The organism is Methanocella arvoryzae MRE50 (assembly GCF_000063445.1).
Taxonomy (GTDB): Archaea; Halobacteriota; Methanocellia; order Methanocellales; family Methanocellaceae; genus Methanocella_A; species Methanocella_A arvoryzae.
Genome location: NC_009464.1, coordinates 2,977,802 through 2,991,535, shown reverse-complemented (window position 1 = coordinate 2,991,535; position 13,734 = coordinate 2,977,802). Strand labels below are relative to the sequence as shown.

At 54.8% G+C, this 13,734-nt stretch carries 16 protein-coding genes; 7 read left to right on the top strand and 9 right to left on the bottom strand.

Going from position 1 to position 13,734, the window contains the following annotated elements:
- Positions 1-112: 112 nt before the first annotated feature.
- The 4 genes from RCI_RS14640 (at position 113) to RCI_RS16805 (ending at position 2,911) form a co-directional block, all read left to right on the top strand.
- Positions 113-1,051 (top strand): NAD-dependent epimerase/dehydratase family protein, encoded by a 939-nt coding sequence (locus tag RCI_RS14640; protein ID WP_012037226.1) that lies wholly within the window; start codon positions 113-115, stop codon positions 1,049-1,051.
- Positions 1,048-1,827, top strand: a complete 780-nt coding sequence (locus tag RCI_RS14635; protein ID WP_012037225.1) for a serine protein kinase RIO — start codon at positions 1,048-1,050, stop codon at positions 1,825-1,827. The genes RCI_RS14640 and RCI_RS14635 overlap by 4 nt, the downstream gene beginning before the upstream one ends.
- Before the next feature lie 4 nt (positions 1,828-1,831).
- Entirely contained in the window at positions 1,832-2,377 is a 546-nt protein-coding gene (locus tag RCI_RS14630; RefSeq protein ID WP_012037224.1) for a KH domain-containing protein, read from the top strand.
- 339 nt (positions 2,378-2,716) lie between these two features.
- Positions 2,717-2,911 (top strand): hypothetical protein, encoded by a 195-nt coding sequence (locus RCI_RS16805; RefSeq protein ID WP_148266652.1) that lies wholly within the window; start codon positions 2,717-2,719, stop codon positions 2,909-2,911.
- 64 nt (positions 2,912-2,975) lie between these two features.
- Here the strand turns inward: RCI_RS16805 and RCI_RS14625 are convergent, their stop codons facing one another.
- The 7 genes from RCI_RS14625 to priS are packed head-to-tail and all read right to left on the bottom strand — an operon-like array spanning position 2,976 to position 7,046.
- The gene (locus RCI_RS14625) at positions 2,976-3,740 is read right to left on the bottom strand and encodes a proteasome assembly chaperone family protein (protein WP_012037222.1); all 765 of its coding nucleotides are present in this window, start codon (positions 3,738-3,740) and stop codon (positions 2,976-2,978) included.
- A 24-nt stretch (positions 3,741-3,764) separates the two neighbouring features.
- The gene (locus RCI_RS16450; RefSeq protein ID WP_231844995.1) at positions 3,765-3,905 is read right to left on the bottom strand and encodes an RNA-protein complex protein Nop10; all 141 of its coding nucleotides are present in this window, start codon (positions 3,903-3,905) and stop codon (positions 3,765-3,767) included.
- An 8-nt stretch (positions 3,906-3,913) separates the two neighbouring features.
- A complete protein-coding gene (locus RCI_RS14620) occupies positions 3,914-4,717 on the bottom strand; it encodes a translation initiation factor IF-2 subunit alpha (protein WP_012037221.1) in 804 nt (267 codons plus the stop codon).
- 12 nt (positions 4,718-4,729) lie between these two features.
- Entirely contained in the window at positions 4,730-4,906 is a 177-nt protein-coding gene (locus RCI_RS14615) for a 30S ribosomal protein S27e (protein WP_012037220.1), read from the bottom strand.
- 4 nt (positions 4,907-4,910) lie between these two features.
- Positions 4,911-5,192, bottom strand: a complete 282-nt coding sequence (locus RCI_RS14610) for a 50S ribosomal protein L44e (protein WP_012037219.1) — start codon at positions 5,190-5,192, stop codon at positions 4,911-4,913.
- A 32-nt stretch (positions 5,193-5,224) separates the two neighbouring features.
- Positions 5,225-5,854 (bottom strand): hypothetical protein, encoded by a 630-nt coding sequence (locus tag RCI_RS14605; RefSeq protein WP_048198732.1) that lies wholly within the window; start codon positions 5,852-5,854, stop codon positions 5,225-5,227.
- Positions 5,844-7,046, bottom strand: a complete 1,203-nt coding sequence (gene priS / locus RCI_RS14600) for a DNA primase catalytic subunit PriS (protein WP_012037217.1) — start codon at positions 7,044-7,046, stop codon at positions 5,844-5,846. Before priS ends, RCI_RS14605 begins: the two co-directional genes overlap by 11 nt.
- A gap of 173 nt (positions 7,047-7,219) precedes the next feature.
- Between priS and RCI_RS14595 the strand changes: the two genes are divergently transcribed.
- Together RCI_RS14595 and RCI_RS14590 are read left to right on the top strand one after the other, a co-directional pair.
- Positions 7,220-7,825: a hypothetical protein gene (locus tag RCI_RS14595; protein WP_012037216.1), complete on the top strand. Its 606-nt coding sequence runs from the start codon at positions 7,220-7,222 to the stop codon at positions 7,823-7,825.
- Between the two features lie 285 nt (positions 7,826-8,110).
- Positions 8,111-8,611, top strand: coding sequence for a DUF6789 family protein (locus RCI_RS14590; protein WP_012037214.1), 501 nt, complete (start codon positions 8,111-8,113; stop codon positions 8,609-8,611).
- Between the two features lie 16 nt (positions 8,612-8,627).
- Here RCI_RS14590 and RCI_RS14585 read toward each other — a convergent pair whose 3' ends face one another.
- Both RCI_RS14585 and RCI_RS14580 read right to left on the bottom strand, forming a co-directional pair.
- Complete coding sequence (locus tag RCI_RS14585; protein WP_012037213.1) at positions 8,628-11,072, bottom strand: valine--tRNA ligase; 2,445 nt, start codon at positions 11,070-11,072, stop codon at positions 8,628-8,630.
- Between the two features lie 130 nt (positions 11,073-11,202).
- Positions 11,203-11,997 carry a TrmB family transcriptional regulator gene (locus RCI_RS14580; protein WP_012037212.1) on the bottom strand — a complete coding sequence of 265 codons (795 nt, stop codon included), beginning with the start codon at positions 11,995-11,997 and terminating at the stop codon, positions 11,203-11,205.
- 207 nt (positions 11,998-12,204) lie between these two features.
- Between RCI_RS14580 and RCI_RS14575 the strand changes: the two genes are divergently transcribed.
- On the top strand, positions 12,205-13,725 hold the full coding sequence (locus tag RCI_RS14575) for an MFS transporter (RefSeq protein ID WP_012037211.1): 1,521 nt from the start codon (positions 12,205-12,207) through the stop codon (positions 13,723-13,725).
- Positions 13,726-13,734: the final 9 nt, after the last annotated feature.

The following is a 13,734-nucleotide window of genomic DNA, read 5'->3' as shown; positions in this document are numbered from 1 at the left end:
TTTAATTTTTCCTGACCGGGGAGATTACAGAAAGACTTGCGCCGGTAGTGGTCCGGGACAGGCTATACCATACCATAACTTATTATTACTTGTCGCGGGCTATTGATAGATCATGAAGTGCATTGTCACCGGCGGTGCCGGTTTTATTGGAAGCCACCTCACAGATCGCCTTCTGGAGGAAGGCCACGAGGTCACCGTCGTGGATAACCTGTCCGGGGGACAGTTCCGGTTTATCGAGCATCACGTGACCAATCCTGAGTTTTCGTTCGTCAACGAAGACCTGGCTAGGGATGGCCTGATCAGTAGTGCCTTTGAGGGCGCAGACATGGTTTATCACCTCGCCGCCAATCCAGACGTGCGCTCCGGGGTGACTGATACCAGAACACCGCTGACTCAGAACACCATCGCCACTTTCAACGTCCTGGAATCGATGAGGGCCGCAGGGGTCAGAAAGATTGCTTTTACATCTACATCGACGGTGTATGGCGAGGCCGAAGTGATACCGACGCCGGAAAACTACGGCCCACTCATGCCGATATCGCTGTATGGCGCATCGAAGCTCGCGTGCGAGGCGATGATCAGCGCATATTGTCACACGTTTGACATGCAGTCCTGGATTTACAGGTTCGCCAACATCATCGGCAGCAGAGGTACCCATGGCGTCATCTTCGACTTCATCGGCAGGCTACGCAAAGATCCGTCTAAGCTGACCATCCTTGGCAACGGCCGGCAGTCCAAGTCCTACCTTCACATCAGCGACTGCGTGGACGGAATGCTCTTTGCGGTGAGAAACTCCAATGCCCCGGTGAACATATTCAACATAGGCTCGGATGACCGGTTCGACGTCACCGGCATCGCCAGAGCGGTCGCATCCGAGATGGGGCTGGAGAACGTGGAATTCGAGTATACCGGAGGAGACCGGGGCTGGAAGGGGGACGTGCCCTTCATGACCCTCTCGATCGCGAAGCTGAAGGCTCTAGGCTGGAAGCCTGTCCACAACTCTGAAGAGAGCGTGAGACTCTGTGTAAGAGAGCTACTACGCGAGGTATGACTTTGGAGCGCCCGAGCAAGAAAGAGAAGCGGATCGACGAGAAGATCGACGAGTATCGCATCAAGATCAAGGATTCGGAGGACCTCAAGCTCCGCGGTGAAGTCTTCGATACCGCCACCCTTAAAGCCCTGTACACTTTTGCCAACAAAGGCATTATAAAGGCGATGGGGGGCGTCGTGTCCACCGGCAAGGAGGGAAACGTCTTCCACGCGATCGGGGCTGAGGACCGGGAAATAGCGATCAAGATTTACCGCATAGCCACCAGCGATTTCCGGAAGATGGAGGACTACATGCTGGGCGATCCGAGGTTTGCCAACATCAAGCATACCCAGAAAGGCATTATCTTCGCCTGGACTCAGAAAGAGTTCAGGAACCTCCAGCGGGCGGCGGAAGCCGGGGTAAGAGTCCCTGCCCCTATAGAGGCGGACAGGAACATCCTGATCATGGAGTTCATAGGGAAGGACGGCATACCTGCCCCCCGGCTGAGAGATGTGCAACTCGCCGAGCCGGAACATATTTATCGAACGATAGTCAGTTATATGGTAGCGCTTTATCAAGAAGCAAAGCTGGTCCATTCAGACCTGAGCGAGTTCAACATACTCTTATATGAAGATGAACCAGTAATAATTGATATGGGACAATCCGTGTTGCTTGATCACCCGATGTCTCGTGAGTTCCTGCAGCGCGATGTGAAAAATATCGTACGGTATTTTAAGAAGCTTGGAGTTAAGTGCGACGAGGATAGCCTCCTGACTGAGATAACGACGAAGAAGTGATATCATGCAAGAACACATCAAAGTCCCCCAGGACCGGATCGGTGCGATCATAGGCGTAGATGGTAAGATCAAAGAGCTACTGGAGAAGAAGTCCGGCGCCCAGATAAGCGTGGACAGCGAGTCGGGAACAGTAGTCATCGATTCGAAGGAAGGCGATCCGTTCAAGGCGCTGAAGGCCAGCGATGCGATTAAGGCGATAGCCAGAGGCTTCAGCCCGGAAAAGGCCCTGAAGCTCCTGGATTCGGAAGACCTGATCCTCGATATGATGGACCTGTCCAAGATCACCGATACACCCTCCGACCTGACCAGGATCAAAGGCAGGATCATCGGCAGGGGCGGCAAGACGAGGGAGATCATCGAGTCCATGACCGGGGCCAAAATATCGGTCTACGGGAAAACGATCAGCATCATCGGGGACGCTGAGCAGATCATGACAGTCCGGACAGCGCTGGACATGCTGATCGACGGAGCACCTCATGGAGCGGTTTACGGCTACCTCGAGCGCCGCCGGAGAGAGATCAAGCAGTCGCAGTTCGAATCGATACAATAAGATCAAAAAAGATTTTTCTTTATCCCCGGATGGCCACCACTTACGGTGGCCATGCTGCCCTATCGATATTATTTAGGTTTCTTGCCGCAGCCACAGGTGTCGCACATCCATTTCACCTCCATCTCTGGCAATATTAGCTGGTCATTATATACTAAGAAATAGATATATTATCGAAGTACCCTTAATTTTTCCAGTGATTATAACGGATTATAGCGATAAATATGCCGAAAATAACGGCATTTCTCTGAAATAGCATATATATTTGTAATTACTCTGCGCGCCCAAGCAAAAACCATATGACAGAGAAGCGATAAAGTCGTATTGAATAGGGGTGTCAACATGGAAATCAGTATTGAAATGGTGCTGTTTTTAGTGGCAATCGTATGGTTCTTACTGGTGACGTTCATCTTTCTGACCGTCGTCAAGGTCAGCCTTGAGAAAGATGAGGTCGATAAGCTGAAAGAAAAAGTTGACCGCTCCCAACAGAAGCTTAGCGAGATTCATCAGAGATTAGGCAGCATCGAACAGAAGTAAAGCGGTGCCTGTATATCCTGTACCTTTAAAAACATTCGCTGCAGGCAACTGCCTGGCAGAATATTTACCCGATATACTTTTCTTCCGCAGGATAGTCCTTCGGTATCTGGGACTGCTCCATTTCTTTGATCTTGGTGATGATCTTCTCGATCTCCTGCGCCCGGGCTTCGAGTTCTTTCGTGTCGATCTCGATGTTCAGCGCCTTGCACAGTACTGCCAGGACGACCTGGGCACTTTTAGGGTCTACGAGGTAGCCGGAGGTTTCCCCCATGAAGCAGACACATTCCATGCCCCTCAGCTCGCCCAGTCCGAGGATCAGCCCGGAAGCGCCGATAATGCCGCCCGAGAGCTCACCCTCGTTGAAGATGGCCCCGTATGATTTGATCTCCTCGATGATTTCGGGCTTATTGGTCGCATAAAGCACATGGGGTGTCTCGATCAGCTTACCCGTGCCGTAGCCACCCATGGTATAGATCCGGCGGACTTTGTACCGCTCAGCGATGTCAAGGTATATGCCTGCCAGCTCGTAGTGGCCTTCATTGGTCACACTCTGATGATCGCCGACCAGGAAGATCATGTCGGGAGTCTGTCCATTACCTTTGTAGAAGTAAAGCTCGTTGCTGACCAGCTTGATTGTGCCATCCGGGTTCACGTTGACCTGAGGAGGCAGACATGGGGAGAATATCTCCATGAACTTTTCGGCCTTCAGCTCAATGATCAGCTGATCGGCCACAAGCTTGCCCACAAGCCCTATGCCGGGCAGGCCCACAATCATTACAGGGCTTTCGGTTTCGATCTCGCGATATTCTACAACGGTAGTCTCGATCATAAGAGTTCCTCGCTAAAAAAGATGTTAATATTTCGCTCCTCTGCGGCGGTATTTTCCGTAGGGATCGAGTGGAGAAAAACGGGCGGGCACCGGGTTGACGGCTTTGCCGCTGCACTCGCAAGTATCCTTAAGGGTATACCTGCCACAGCGCTCGCATTTTTTCATCCTGGTCTTCATGAGATAGACTTGGCCTCTTCCATGTGCCGGTGGAACTCGCCTTCGCCCTCGTGCTTCTTCACGTAGTCGATAGCTGCCCTGGCCGCCGTGTTCAGGACCTTTTCAGCCTTCTTGTAATCGGGCGCTATCACGTGAATGCGGTACCTGGGCGCTCCGACGTAGGTGACATCAACCGTGACCCCTTCCCCGGCGTCGATTGAGCCGGCGGCTTTCAGGGCCTTCTTGATGATCTCGACCCCGTTGGAAGTCGGACAGAGCAGGTCGACGTAGCCTGCGATGTCGACAGACGGAACTTTGACGTTCTCGTGTGCGATGCGGTTGATCGCGTCGGCGATATTCTGCGGGATGCCGGCCTTGATAAGTCCCTGCGGACCGTCGTGCACAACTTCTTCGAAGACTGCGTAGAGGTTGCCGAACTCATCCCGGATAGTGTCTTCCAGGTCCTCCAGTTCCTTCGGCTGGAGCTTCGTTTCCTCAGCCACGAACTGCAGCCACTTGAGGGCTTTCTGGTCGTTCTTCCAGAGCTGGATCGTTTCCCGGCGCTGGTGCTCATTGACGTCTTTGAACGAAAGATCGATGTGCCCCCGCTTGGGGTTGACATCGAGGACTTTGCATACGATCTTCTGGCCTTCCCGGACGTGGTCACGAATGTACTTGACCCAGCCGGACGCCACTTCGGAGATGTGGATGAGCCCTTCCTTGTTATCGTACTCGTCCAGCGCGACGAAAGCGCCAAAGTCCACTACTTTCGTCACTGTGCAGACTACCAGTTCACCGGGGTTGGGCCATCCTTTTACCATAGCTCTAAAACCTCATTCCAGTACTTCGAGGATCTGGGACTTGACGATTGCCTTGCCGCCCCTGGGCTCTGCAAGGGTCCGCCCGCATACTGTGCAGTCCACTTTGCTGCTGGCGCTGCCGAAGATGATCTGCTCGTTAGAGCAGTCGTTACACTTGACTTTTAAGAATCTTGATCTGGGTGCGTCCATGGTATTATTCCTCCACTAGATCGAACTTCTGCGCTTTGAAGCATGCCCTCTGGTGAGCCTTCTTGCACTTCAGGCACCTGTACCTGAGGTTCACGCGCTTGGTGGGCTTGTCGCCGCCGGGCACCTTGGAGAACTTACCACGGTTACCGATACCGAACGAACGCCTCTTCTGCCTTTCGATCCTGGTGAGCATGGATGCGCGGCCTTTCTTGACACGCTCCACCTCGTGCTCCTGGTGAGTCTTACAGAAAGGACAGTAGGTCCTCATTTTCTTTGGCATCTTCATAATAATCACACCTTTGCTTATACTGTTTATCCCTATCCTTGCTGGTTTTGAAGTGGTATTGCTATGTTTTTGTTACATAACACCAGGGCGTTCGCCTTTGGAAGGACGACCACGTCTTCGCCCGATAACTGGTACTGTCTCCCGTCGACGCCCACAAACCGAGGTACGTCCCGGAGCACTTTTACCATCATGACTTCTTCGCCTACATCTTTATTCAAGGATAAAGAACTTTCGATAGGCTGTTCCTTTGTGGTTGCCCCACCTAATATATTTTTCGCAACGTTTCTTGTCGAGCGGACTTCCAGCGCAGGCATCAGGATCTCTTCCCGCCCGCGCTCAAGGGCTTTGACCAGCGCGTCAAAAACGTTTTTCTCCGCCCTGGTGAGGCCATCCAGGTTTATCTTGGTGCCTGCTGCACAGATGGCTGCATACTGAGTGATCTTACTCATTCGCCTGTCGAAGATACCCTCGACCAGGATGCGGGCGTTCTTGATCTCGTCGTCGATCATAGCCAGCTCTTTGTAGTCAGAGGCTTCCTGGCGGGCTTCTTCCATGTTCTTCACATAGCTTGCCGCCTGATCGTAGAACGACTCGTCCAGCTCCTGCAGACGGTCACTTTCGCGCTCGAGCGCCAGCCGGTTCGCCAGGTCTTCAAGGTTCATAATCCGCACTCCCGCGGCACATCAGGAACATGGCGACGTTCTCCGGCAGCCGGCCTACGCCTTCCGAGACACGGTAGATCTTACCCTTCATCTCAACTACAGCCGGGCGGGTCACGAGCACCCGGACCGGGTCGTCGCTAAAGATAATGGCATCCTCCAAAGGATTAAAGCTTTCTAGCTGAGCCCGTGTGAGGGGCGTCACCCTGAAAGATGACCCGCCGTGTATGGAGCCGGGCAGACGTATAAGCCTTTTGATATCTGCCGTGACCGGCTCGTCAGTCTTGCCGGCCAGAGATACTTTGAACTGGTCGATCGTGCCGGCCAGAATGCTGCGGAAAAACCCTTCCAGGTTACCGGACAGCTCGATCAGGCCCTTCTCCCGGATTTTCTGCAGGCTGGCCGGATCCCGGGCTACGTGTAGAATTCTCTTCACGTCTTTCGATTCGAGGCTAAAAGCCCTCAAGGCCTCCTTAGCGTCCTTGTCGGGCAGCCTGCCGATCTGATCCAGCTTTTCCACGATGTGCCTGGCCACCCTCCTGTCCCACCCTCCTGGTACGCTGTCGAAGCCCCTGATAAGCCATACGCCCGCGACCGAGGTAGTGCCGGTATCGATCCGCTGATTGGTCCGGATAAACATTCTGTCCGGCTCCAGGCCGGTGCCCAGCAGGTAGTCGACGATCTCTCGCCGCTCCGGGCTCTTGAGAGTCCGCACCCGCTCGTCCCGGACGTGCACGTGGTAGCCACGGCCCCCGGAGAAGACGATGTCCATGTCCTTCTCCCTGAACCCGAGGTCGTCGATGAGGAACTCGTCGATCAGCCGGATGATCTCTACCTTGACGTTATCCAGCATCTCCCCGTAGGTCATGTTTTTGACCCCCGGGAGATGGTCTGCGTCAAGATCAAAGATGAGGTCGGCGCCCAGCCAGTCTTTCTCCTGCATGGTGGGAGCCTGAGGATGCCTGTAGTAGGCGGCAGAATGATATGCATGGGCAGGAGGCATGCTCCGCAGGTAGTCGGCCAGCTCACCCTCTGAATTGAAAGCCTTGTGGCGCCTCATGGCTACGCCGACCGTCTCTTCGTGAAAGATGAAGCCCCACTCCCGCTGCGCCAGCCCCGGCGGTACAAAGACCTTGCTGCGGCTGTAGTAATCCCTGAACCGCTCCCGCAGAAAAGCCCTTGTCTGGTCATTCATAGCACAGGACTATAAGCTGTCAGGCATAAAATCTTTACTCAGGACACCCTGCCGGTGGAAAATATACCCGACCGATTGTGAATATGTGACATTTCCAGCATAGGCACCGAAAAGTTATTTAGCGATAATGCAAAAGTAGGTTACAAAAGCATGAATATCATAGGGTGATATATTTGGCAGTAAATAAAATGGCATTAACGGTAGGGCTTCTTATAACAGCTCTCTTCATTATTCCTGCTTCCGCCATGGCAGCAGGAGGTACTATAAGCGGAAAAGTAGATTTCCCGGCTGCATCCAGCTTCCCGGAAAACGTGACTGAGACGACGACAAACCTGACCGTTTCTGACCTCACGATCTACGCCGTGAACATTCAGACTGGCTTTGCAAACGTGACCAACCCGAACCCGGACGGCACTTACCAGATACCTGTAACAGACGATGGCCTGTACCAGATCTACGTTAAGCCCGACGCCATCGCAGACACGAGCAGAGGCCCTGACTTCCCCCAGATCGTCCAGTACCCCAACAGGGAAGGCACAAGGGTATATGTAGTGAACATGCAGGGCAAGGACATCACCAACGCTGACATCAAAGGCTACGCCCCTGGCTACTACCAGCCTCCGAACGACCTGACCTTAACTTCCGACGTGCCTGCGGCGACCGACGTGACCATCCCACAGACAAGCCCGACGGCAGCTCCGACTCCCGGTTTTGTCTCCCTGATAGCCCTTGCGGGCATGATCATCGCAGCCGCGGCGATCCTTCAGAGAAAGAACTAAACGGGACACATGTCCCACCTTTTTTAATTTGTTTGCCGGAACAGCCATCATGCCGGCGCAGCCATGGTCGGCAATACATAAGGTTACTTTCGGGCAATCAGGCACCAGGTTCTCAAAAGGTACCTTCTTTTTGCTTTTTGACATTTTGCCATAGTAGAATCTTGTTATTAATGCGGACAAACATTATGAAATGGAAATATAGAGATTTTTTAGCCATAAAAAAGCAAATTAAGCAAAAATTTGTGTTATTAGTCCTATAAACGGAATCGATAAAGGAGGTATCTAATGGCAGCTAGAGATATTGGAGACGGTGCGATCGCAGGCATCATCACCGGCATAATCATCGGTGTAATCACGATCCTGCTGGCGCTTATTGGGCTTGCGTCGCTGATGTCTTATGTAGACATCAATGCAGTCTTCGGAGGAGTTCTACCCGCCGCTGGAGGCATGGCTGCCTCGGTGACGGCCATGATCACGTTCCTGCTCTTCACGGCAATCGTCGGACTGATCCTGGGAGCTATCTTCGGAGCGATCTACGAGAACATTCCGACCACCAGTGCAGTAACAAAGGGCATTATATTCTTCCTGGTGCTCTGGGTCATCTTCGGACTTCTGCTCCCCATCGTAGTGGGCATAGGTACGGCGGTAACCGCTGGCGCCACTGCAGCGGGTATCATCTCGTCGCTGATCGCAGCGGTCATCTGGGGCGCACTGCTGGGCCTCATGTTCGTCTGGGTATCCAGGAGAACGACAGCACCGGGTAAGGCACCGGTTACGAGGCCCTGAAAGGGCCTCGGACTATTTATTTCTCGACCTTGAGCTTCAGGTCTTTTCCAGCAATCGTGGCGACAGCATCCGCCTTTTCTATCTGCGTGTAGCTGATCTCCCCGATCTTCATCGTGTCCTTCAGCACAGACTCGACTCGGGCGATACCGTCCGCGTCGCCGCCGATCGTCAGCCGCGACAGGGGTGCATTCTGGGCCATGTTGTTGGCGTTCTTGAACTGGCGCAGGGCGGAAATGATAATGGTAGCCGCTTCGCCGAGCTTCAGCGCCTCCTGGTCGTCCCACCAGGCCTCGGCCTTCGGCCAGCCCGAGACGTGCAGGCTTTCCGGTCCGTGAGACTCACGGAACAGGCACTGGTAGATCTCCTCAGTAACGTGAGGAGTGAAGGGGCCGAGCATCTTCAGCGAGTCGAGAAGGACCGTGTACAGAGTGTATAGCGCAGCATCCCTGCTCGCGGCCCTTGCTTCGTCTTTACTATACAGGCGGTCCTTGACCATCTCGAGGTAGTTATCGCAGAAGTCTCCCCAGAAGAACTGCTCGACAGCCACCTTAGCCTTGCTGTACTCATACCGCTCGAAGCTTTCGGTGCTCTCCCGGATGACGTTGTTCAGCTTTGAGAGTATCCAGTGGTCGATCAGCTCAAGCTGGGCCTTAGCTTCAGGCTTGAAGCCCTGCAGGTGCATTGCGCAGAACCTCGACGCGTTCCACAGCTTGTTCAGGAACTTCTGGCCGTAGACGATTTCTTTTTCTTTAAAGGGCATGTCGTCGCCAAGCTTCGCAGAAGCCGCCCACCACCGGAGAGCGTCTGCGCTGTACTTGGCTATGACCGGCAGCGGCTCGATGACGTTTCCCTTGGACTTGTGCATGGCCTTGCCGTTCGCGTCGAGGCCGTGGCCGGAGATCATCACGTTCTGCCATGGCAGGGTCCCCGTGTGCAGGTAGCTTTTGATGACCGTGTAGAACAGCCACGTCCGGATGATGTCGTGGGCCTGAGGGCGCAGGCTCATCGGGTAGATCTGGTCGATGTAAGAGTTCGGCTCGCCCCAGTTAGAATTGATCAGCGGGGTGATCGAGGAGGTTGCCCACGTATCCATGACATCCTTCTCGGGCTCGAACTCGGTGGAGCCGCACTTCGGACAGGGCTTCAGGGGCCTGTCGACCAGCGGGTCGACGGGTAACTGAGAGTCCTCTGCAACGACCGCTTCGCCGCACTTCGCACAGTACCAGACAGGGAAGGGCACGCCGAAGTACCTCTGCCGGGAGATGCACCAGTCCCATTTCAGGCCCTGTATCCAGGTGTCGTACCTGACTTTCATGTGCTCGGGGTACCAGTTGAGCTTCGAACCCTGGGCGAGCAGTTCATCCTTCAGGTCGAGAATGCGGATGAACCACTGCGGAGTGACGTAGTACTCCACAGGAGTGCCGCACCGCTCGTGGACGTTCATCACGTGGGAGATCGGCTTCTGCTCCAGCAGCAGGCCGGCCTCTTTGAGGTCTTCGAGGATCGCCTTGCGGCACTGGGTGAGAGTCATGCCCTCGTACTTGCCGGCGTTCTTGTTCATCCGGCCGTCCGGGCCGATAGACAGCTTGAGTGGCAGGTTATACTCCCGCCACCAGTCGATATCGGTCTTGTCGCCGAAGGTGCAGACCATGACCAGGCCGGTACCGAACCCGATCTCGACCTTGCGGTCGGCGATGATGGGCACTTCGACGCCAAAGATCGGGGTCCTGCCCTTGCGGCCGATCAGCTTCTTGTACCGCTCATCGTCCGGGTTGACGATCAGGGCGACGCATGAGGAAATGAGCTCCGGCCTGGAAGTGGCGATAAGCAGGTCCTCGCCGGTGTCGACCGCGGTGAACCTGATCGTGTTCAGGAAGGACTGCTTTTCCTCCGAGTCCTCGACGTCAGCCTGTGCGAGTGAAGTCTGGCAGAGCGGGCACCAGATGGCGGGCTCGTTCCGCCGCTCGACCCGGCCAGTCCGGTAGATGTCCAAAAATGACCGCTGGGAAATCCGCTGGCAGCGCTTGTTAATGGTAGAGTAGAGAAGGCTCCAGTCGACGGAAATACCTAAAGTAGTCCAGATGTTCCGGTAGCTCTTGCCGCCGATCTCGGTCTCCTGCAGGCAGAGCTTGACGAACTCTTCCCTGCCGATATCCTTGATGTTGACCTTGTACTTCTTTTCCACGTACCGCTCCGTGGGCAGGCCGTTGTCGTCAAAGCCCATGGGGTAGAACACGTTACAGCCCTTCATGCGCTGGTACCGGGCGACGAACTCCGCCTGGGAGTAGGAGAACACGTGTCCCATGTGGATGTAGCCTGACAGTGTCGGCGGGGGCGTGTCGATCGAAAAGACAGGCTTCTTGCTGTCGGGATCGAATTTAAAGACTTTATTGTCTTCCCAGAACTTCTGTATGCGTGGCTCAATCTCCTTAGGGTCGTACTTCTTCGCTAGCTCGGTCATGTAACACGCCTCGGGCGCCTCTTTGTGAATATTGAATGTAAATCGGCCCGATTTAATATCGGTACGATCTTAAATCGGCTGATGCAAGCCGGAATTTGTATGGAGAATACTCGCTTTGACTATAAAAAGATTACTTACCTGCGAGCAGCCCGCTCTTCCCCCAGGCCACTTTGAAAAAGAGTGAGGCCATGCGGACGATCGACGGGTTCGCCGATGTAATGCCAGTAATCTGCCGGCCTTCCGAAGGCAGGACATATATGAACTCCCTGTCGTCTACGATGAACATGATAGCGTTACCCGTGAGCATACTATGGATCTCCTCCAGCTCCGGGTCCCTTTCAAACAGCCTGCTACCGTGGTTTCGCATTACGTGACGCACCTGAGCGTCCGCCAGGCCGAAAGTTACAGCAGGATTCTCTTCACCCAGCACGATGAGGTCGACCTTCACATCTTTTCCCCGGAGATGCTCAAGGATAGGATGATCACCGGCAGGCACGATGCCCCGGACGACGGTTTCGGCGGATGATAGCAGTACCTCCATCTTGTTAGAGATGTTGCGGTCGCCAAACAGCGTCCACATGACAGCGGTCTCGTCCCCCTCCGCGTGGCTTCGCTCCAGCGCCAGCAAAGCTTCCCGGGCTGCGGCTTCTGCTTCCTTATGGGAATCCATCAGGCGCCTGAGCACCAGTTCGTACGGAGCCGCTTTGTAGACGGCAGGCTTGGCGCTGACTGTCAGGACGAAGCCCCGGGCGGTGAGGCTCTTCAGGCTTTCGTAGACATTCGGCTTGGACGCCCCGAGGTACTCGTAGACCTGCCTGGCATCGGCCTGGCCCAGCGCCACTAGAGTGGAGTAAACCCGGGCCTCGTAGTCGGTAAGCCCCAGAGTGCGCAGCGATTCCACAAGTCGGCCTGAGATCGGTTCCACCAGCTACACCTTCTAACATAGTATCTGCCGGCACATCTTATAAATATATGGCGTTTTCGGCTGGCCGCCATGGTTTTCAGATAAAGTTGTTCTAATCACTACAACTCACTGGAAAACTTTTAATATATGACTCTCCCATAGAGCAGGCGACATGTTATGCCAGGCAGCTCCACAGAGTTGCCGCTCAACCCATAAAGAGGTATTTCGATGGGACAGACAAGTGAAAAACCAGGATTATCGCCAGTATACGTCCTCGCAGTGTTAGCGATCGGAGTATTCATAGCGCAGCTCGACGCGACCATCTTTGTTCCGGCGCTGAACACTGTGGTCTCTGAATTTAATACCAGCTACGAATGGGTAGTCTGGTCAGTCACCATCTACATGCTGGCATTTACCGTGACGATGCCGCTGGCAGGCAAGATCGCAGACCTGTACGGCAGAAAAAGGCTCTACATCCTGGGTGTGGCCCTGTTTTGCATAGGCTCGCTGGCTTGCGGCCTGGCATGGGACATACCCTCGCTGCTCGTTTTCAGAGTTATACAGGCCATCGGGGGCGGCATGATCCTGCCCGCAGCGCTGTCAGAGATCGGCGCGGTAGTGCCGGAAAAGAGCAGAGGCATGGCCATGGGCATCATGATGGCGATTAACGCCGTGGCAGCGATCATCGGGCCGAACCTCGGAGGGTTCCTCGTCGAGCACTTCGGGTGGCGGTACGTATTCTACATCAACCCGCCCATCGGCATCCTTGCCATCCTGCTGGCCCTCCGGTTCACCGAGACGTACGGCCACGAGAAGCACTCGATCGATTTCCCGGGAGCAGCCATGCTGGGAGGCTTCCTGCTCACGCTGATGCTGGGAGTCATACGCCTGAGCTCACTGCCGCTGAGCGACATCACGGTATTTCCGCTGTTCGTCATCGCTGCCATACTGCTGATATCGCTCGTGCTTTTCGAGAGGAAGGCGAAGGAGCCCATCCTGAGTATCCCCCTGCTGGCCAGGCCCGAGGTGCTGGCGGTGAACTTTGCAGCGCTCGCGTTCGGGTTCTGCTTCTTCTCCATCGTCCTGTACGTGCCATCGTACTCCCAGATGGTCCTCGGCCTGGGAATCCAGGATAGCGGCTCTATACTAACCCCGCTAACAGTGTCAGTCCTGGTGATGGCCATCTTAGGAGGCAGGCTGGCGGACAAAATAGGTATCAGGTTTGTCCTGCTCGCCGGTGCCATAGTCACCTGCGGCGCCCTTTTTGCGATGGCCTACGCGCTGTCGGGCACGCTGGTACTGGCAATAATTCTGCTGATCATGGGCATAGGAGTGGGCTTTAGCATGGGCTCCTTCCAGAGCCTGACGCTGGCCCTGGTACCCCCCAATATGAAAGGCAGCGCCAGCGGCATCGTGAACACCTTCATGAATATGGGCGGCATCATCGGACCGACGATCGGCAGCTACTACATCTCGGGCGGAACTAAAAAGCTGGAAGCGCTAATGGCGTCCATGTCAACCCACGCGGGCTCAGGCATGAGCTCCGGCATGCCGGCAGGCGGGACCGGAAGCCCCGATATGGAGTCCATGATGGCACAAGCGCTACAGGATATAATGGGCCCGGCGTTCCAGGACATCTTCGTGTTATCGGCCATAGTGTCTGTCGGAGTCGTCATCCTGATCGGGTACGTAGTGGTCAGAGGCTACTTTTCGGCCAGGACAGAAATGCAGGAAACGGAAACAGCATAGGCAGCCAGT

Coding starts and splice junctions, on each gene's coding strand:
- RCI_RS14625 (WP_012037222.1), bottom strand. CDS start 3,740: ATGATCGAGACTACCGTTGTAGAATATCGCGAGATCGAAACCGAAAGC.
- RCI_RS14590 (WP_012037214.1), top strand. CDS start 8,111: ATGGCAGCTAGAGATATTGGAGACGGTGCGATCGCAGGCATCATCACC.
- RCI_RS14620 (WP_012037221.1), bottom strand. CDS start 4,717: ATGGTAAAAGGATGGCCCAACCCCGGTGAACTGGTAGTCTGCACAGTG.
- RCI_RS14630 (WP_012037224.1), top strand. CDS start 1,832: ATGCAAGAACACATCAAAGTCCCCCAGGACCGGATCGGTGCGATCATA.
- RCI_RS14615 (WP_012037220.1), bottom strand. CDS start 4,906: ATGGACGCACCCAGATCAAGATTCTTAAAAGTCAAGTGTAACGACTGC.
- RCI_RS16805 (WP_148266652.1), top strand. CDS start 2,717: ATGGAAATCAGTATTGAAATGGTGCTGTTTTTAGTGGCAATCGTATGG.
- RCI_RS14640 (WP_012037226.1), top strand. CDS start 113: ATGAAGTGCATTGTCACCGGCGGTGCCGGTTTTATTGGAAGCCACCTC.
- RCI_RS14605 (WP_048198732.1), bottom strand. CDS start 5,854: ATGAACCTTGAAGACCTGGCGAACCGGCTGGCGCTCGAGCGCGAAAGT.
- priS (WP_012037217.1), bottom strand. CDS start 7,046: ATGAATGACCAGACAAGGGCTTTTCTGCGGGAGCGGTTCAGGGATTAC.
- RCI_RS14585 (WP_012037213.1), bottom strand. CDS start 11,072: ATGACCGAGCTAGCGAAGAAGTACGACCCTAAGGAGATTGAGCCACGC.
- RCI_RS14635 (WP_012037225.1), top strand. CDS start 1,048: ATGACTTTGGAGCGCCCGAGCAAGAAAGAGAAGCGGATCGACGAGAAG.
- RCI_RS14575 (WP_012037211.1), top strand. CDS start 12,205: ATGGGACAGACAAGTGAAAAACCAGGATTATCGCCAGTATACGTCCTC.
- RCI_RS16450 (WP_231844995.1), bottom strand. CDS start 3,905: ATGAAAAAATGCGAGCGCTGTGGCAGGTATACCCTTAAGGATACTTGC.
- RCI_RS14610 (WP_012037219.1), bottom strand. CDS start 5,192: ATGAAGATGCCAAAGAAAATGAGGACCTACTGTCCTTTCTGTAAGACT.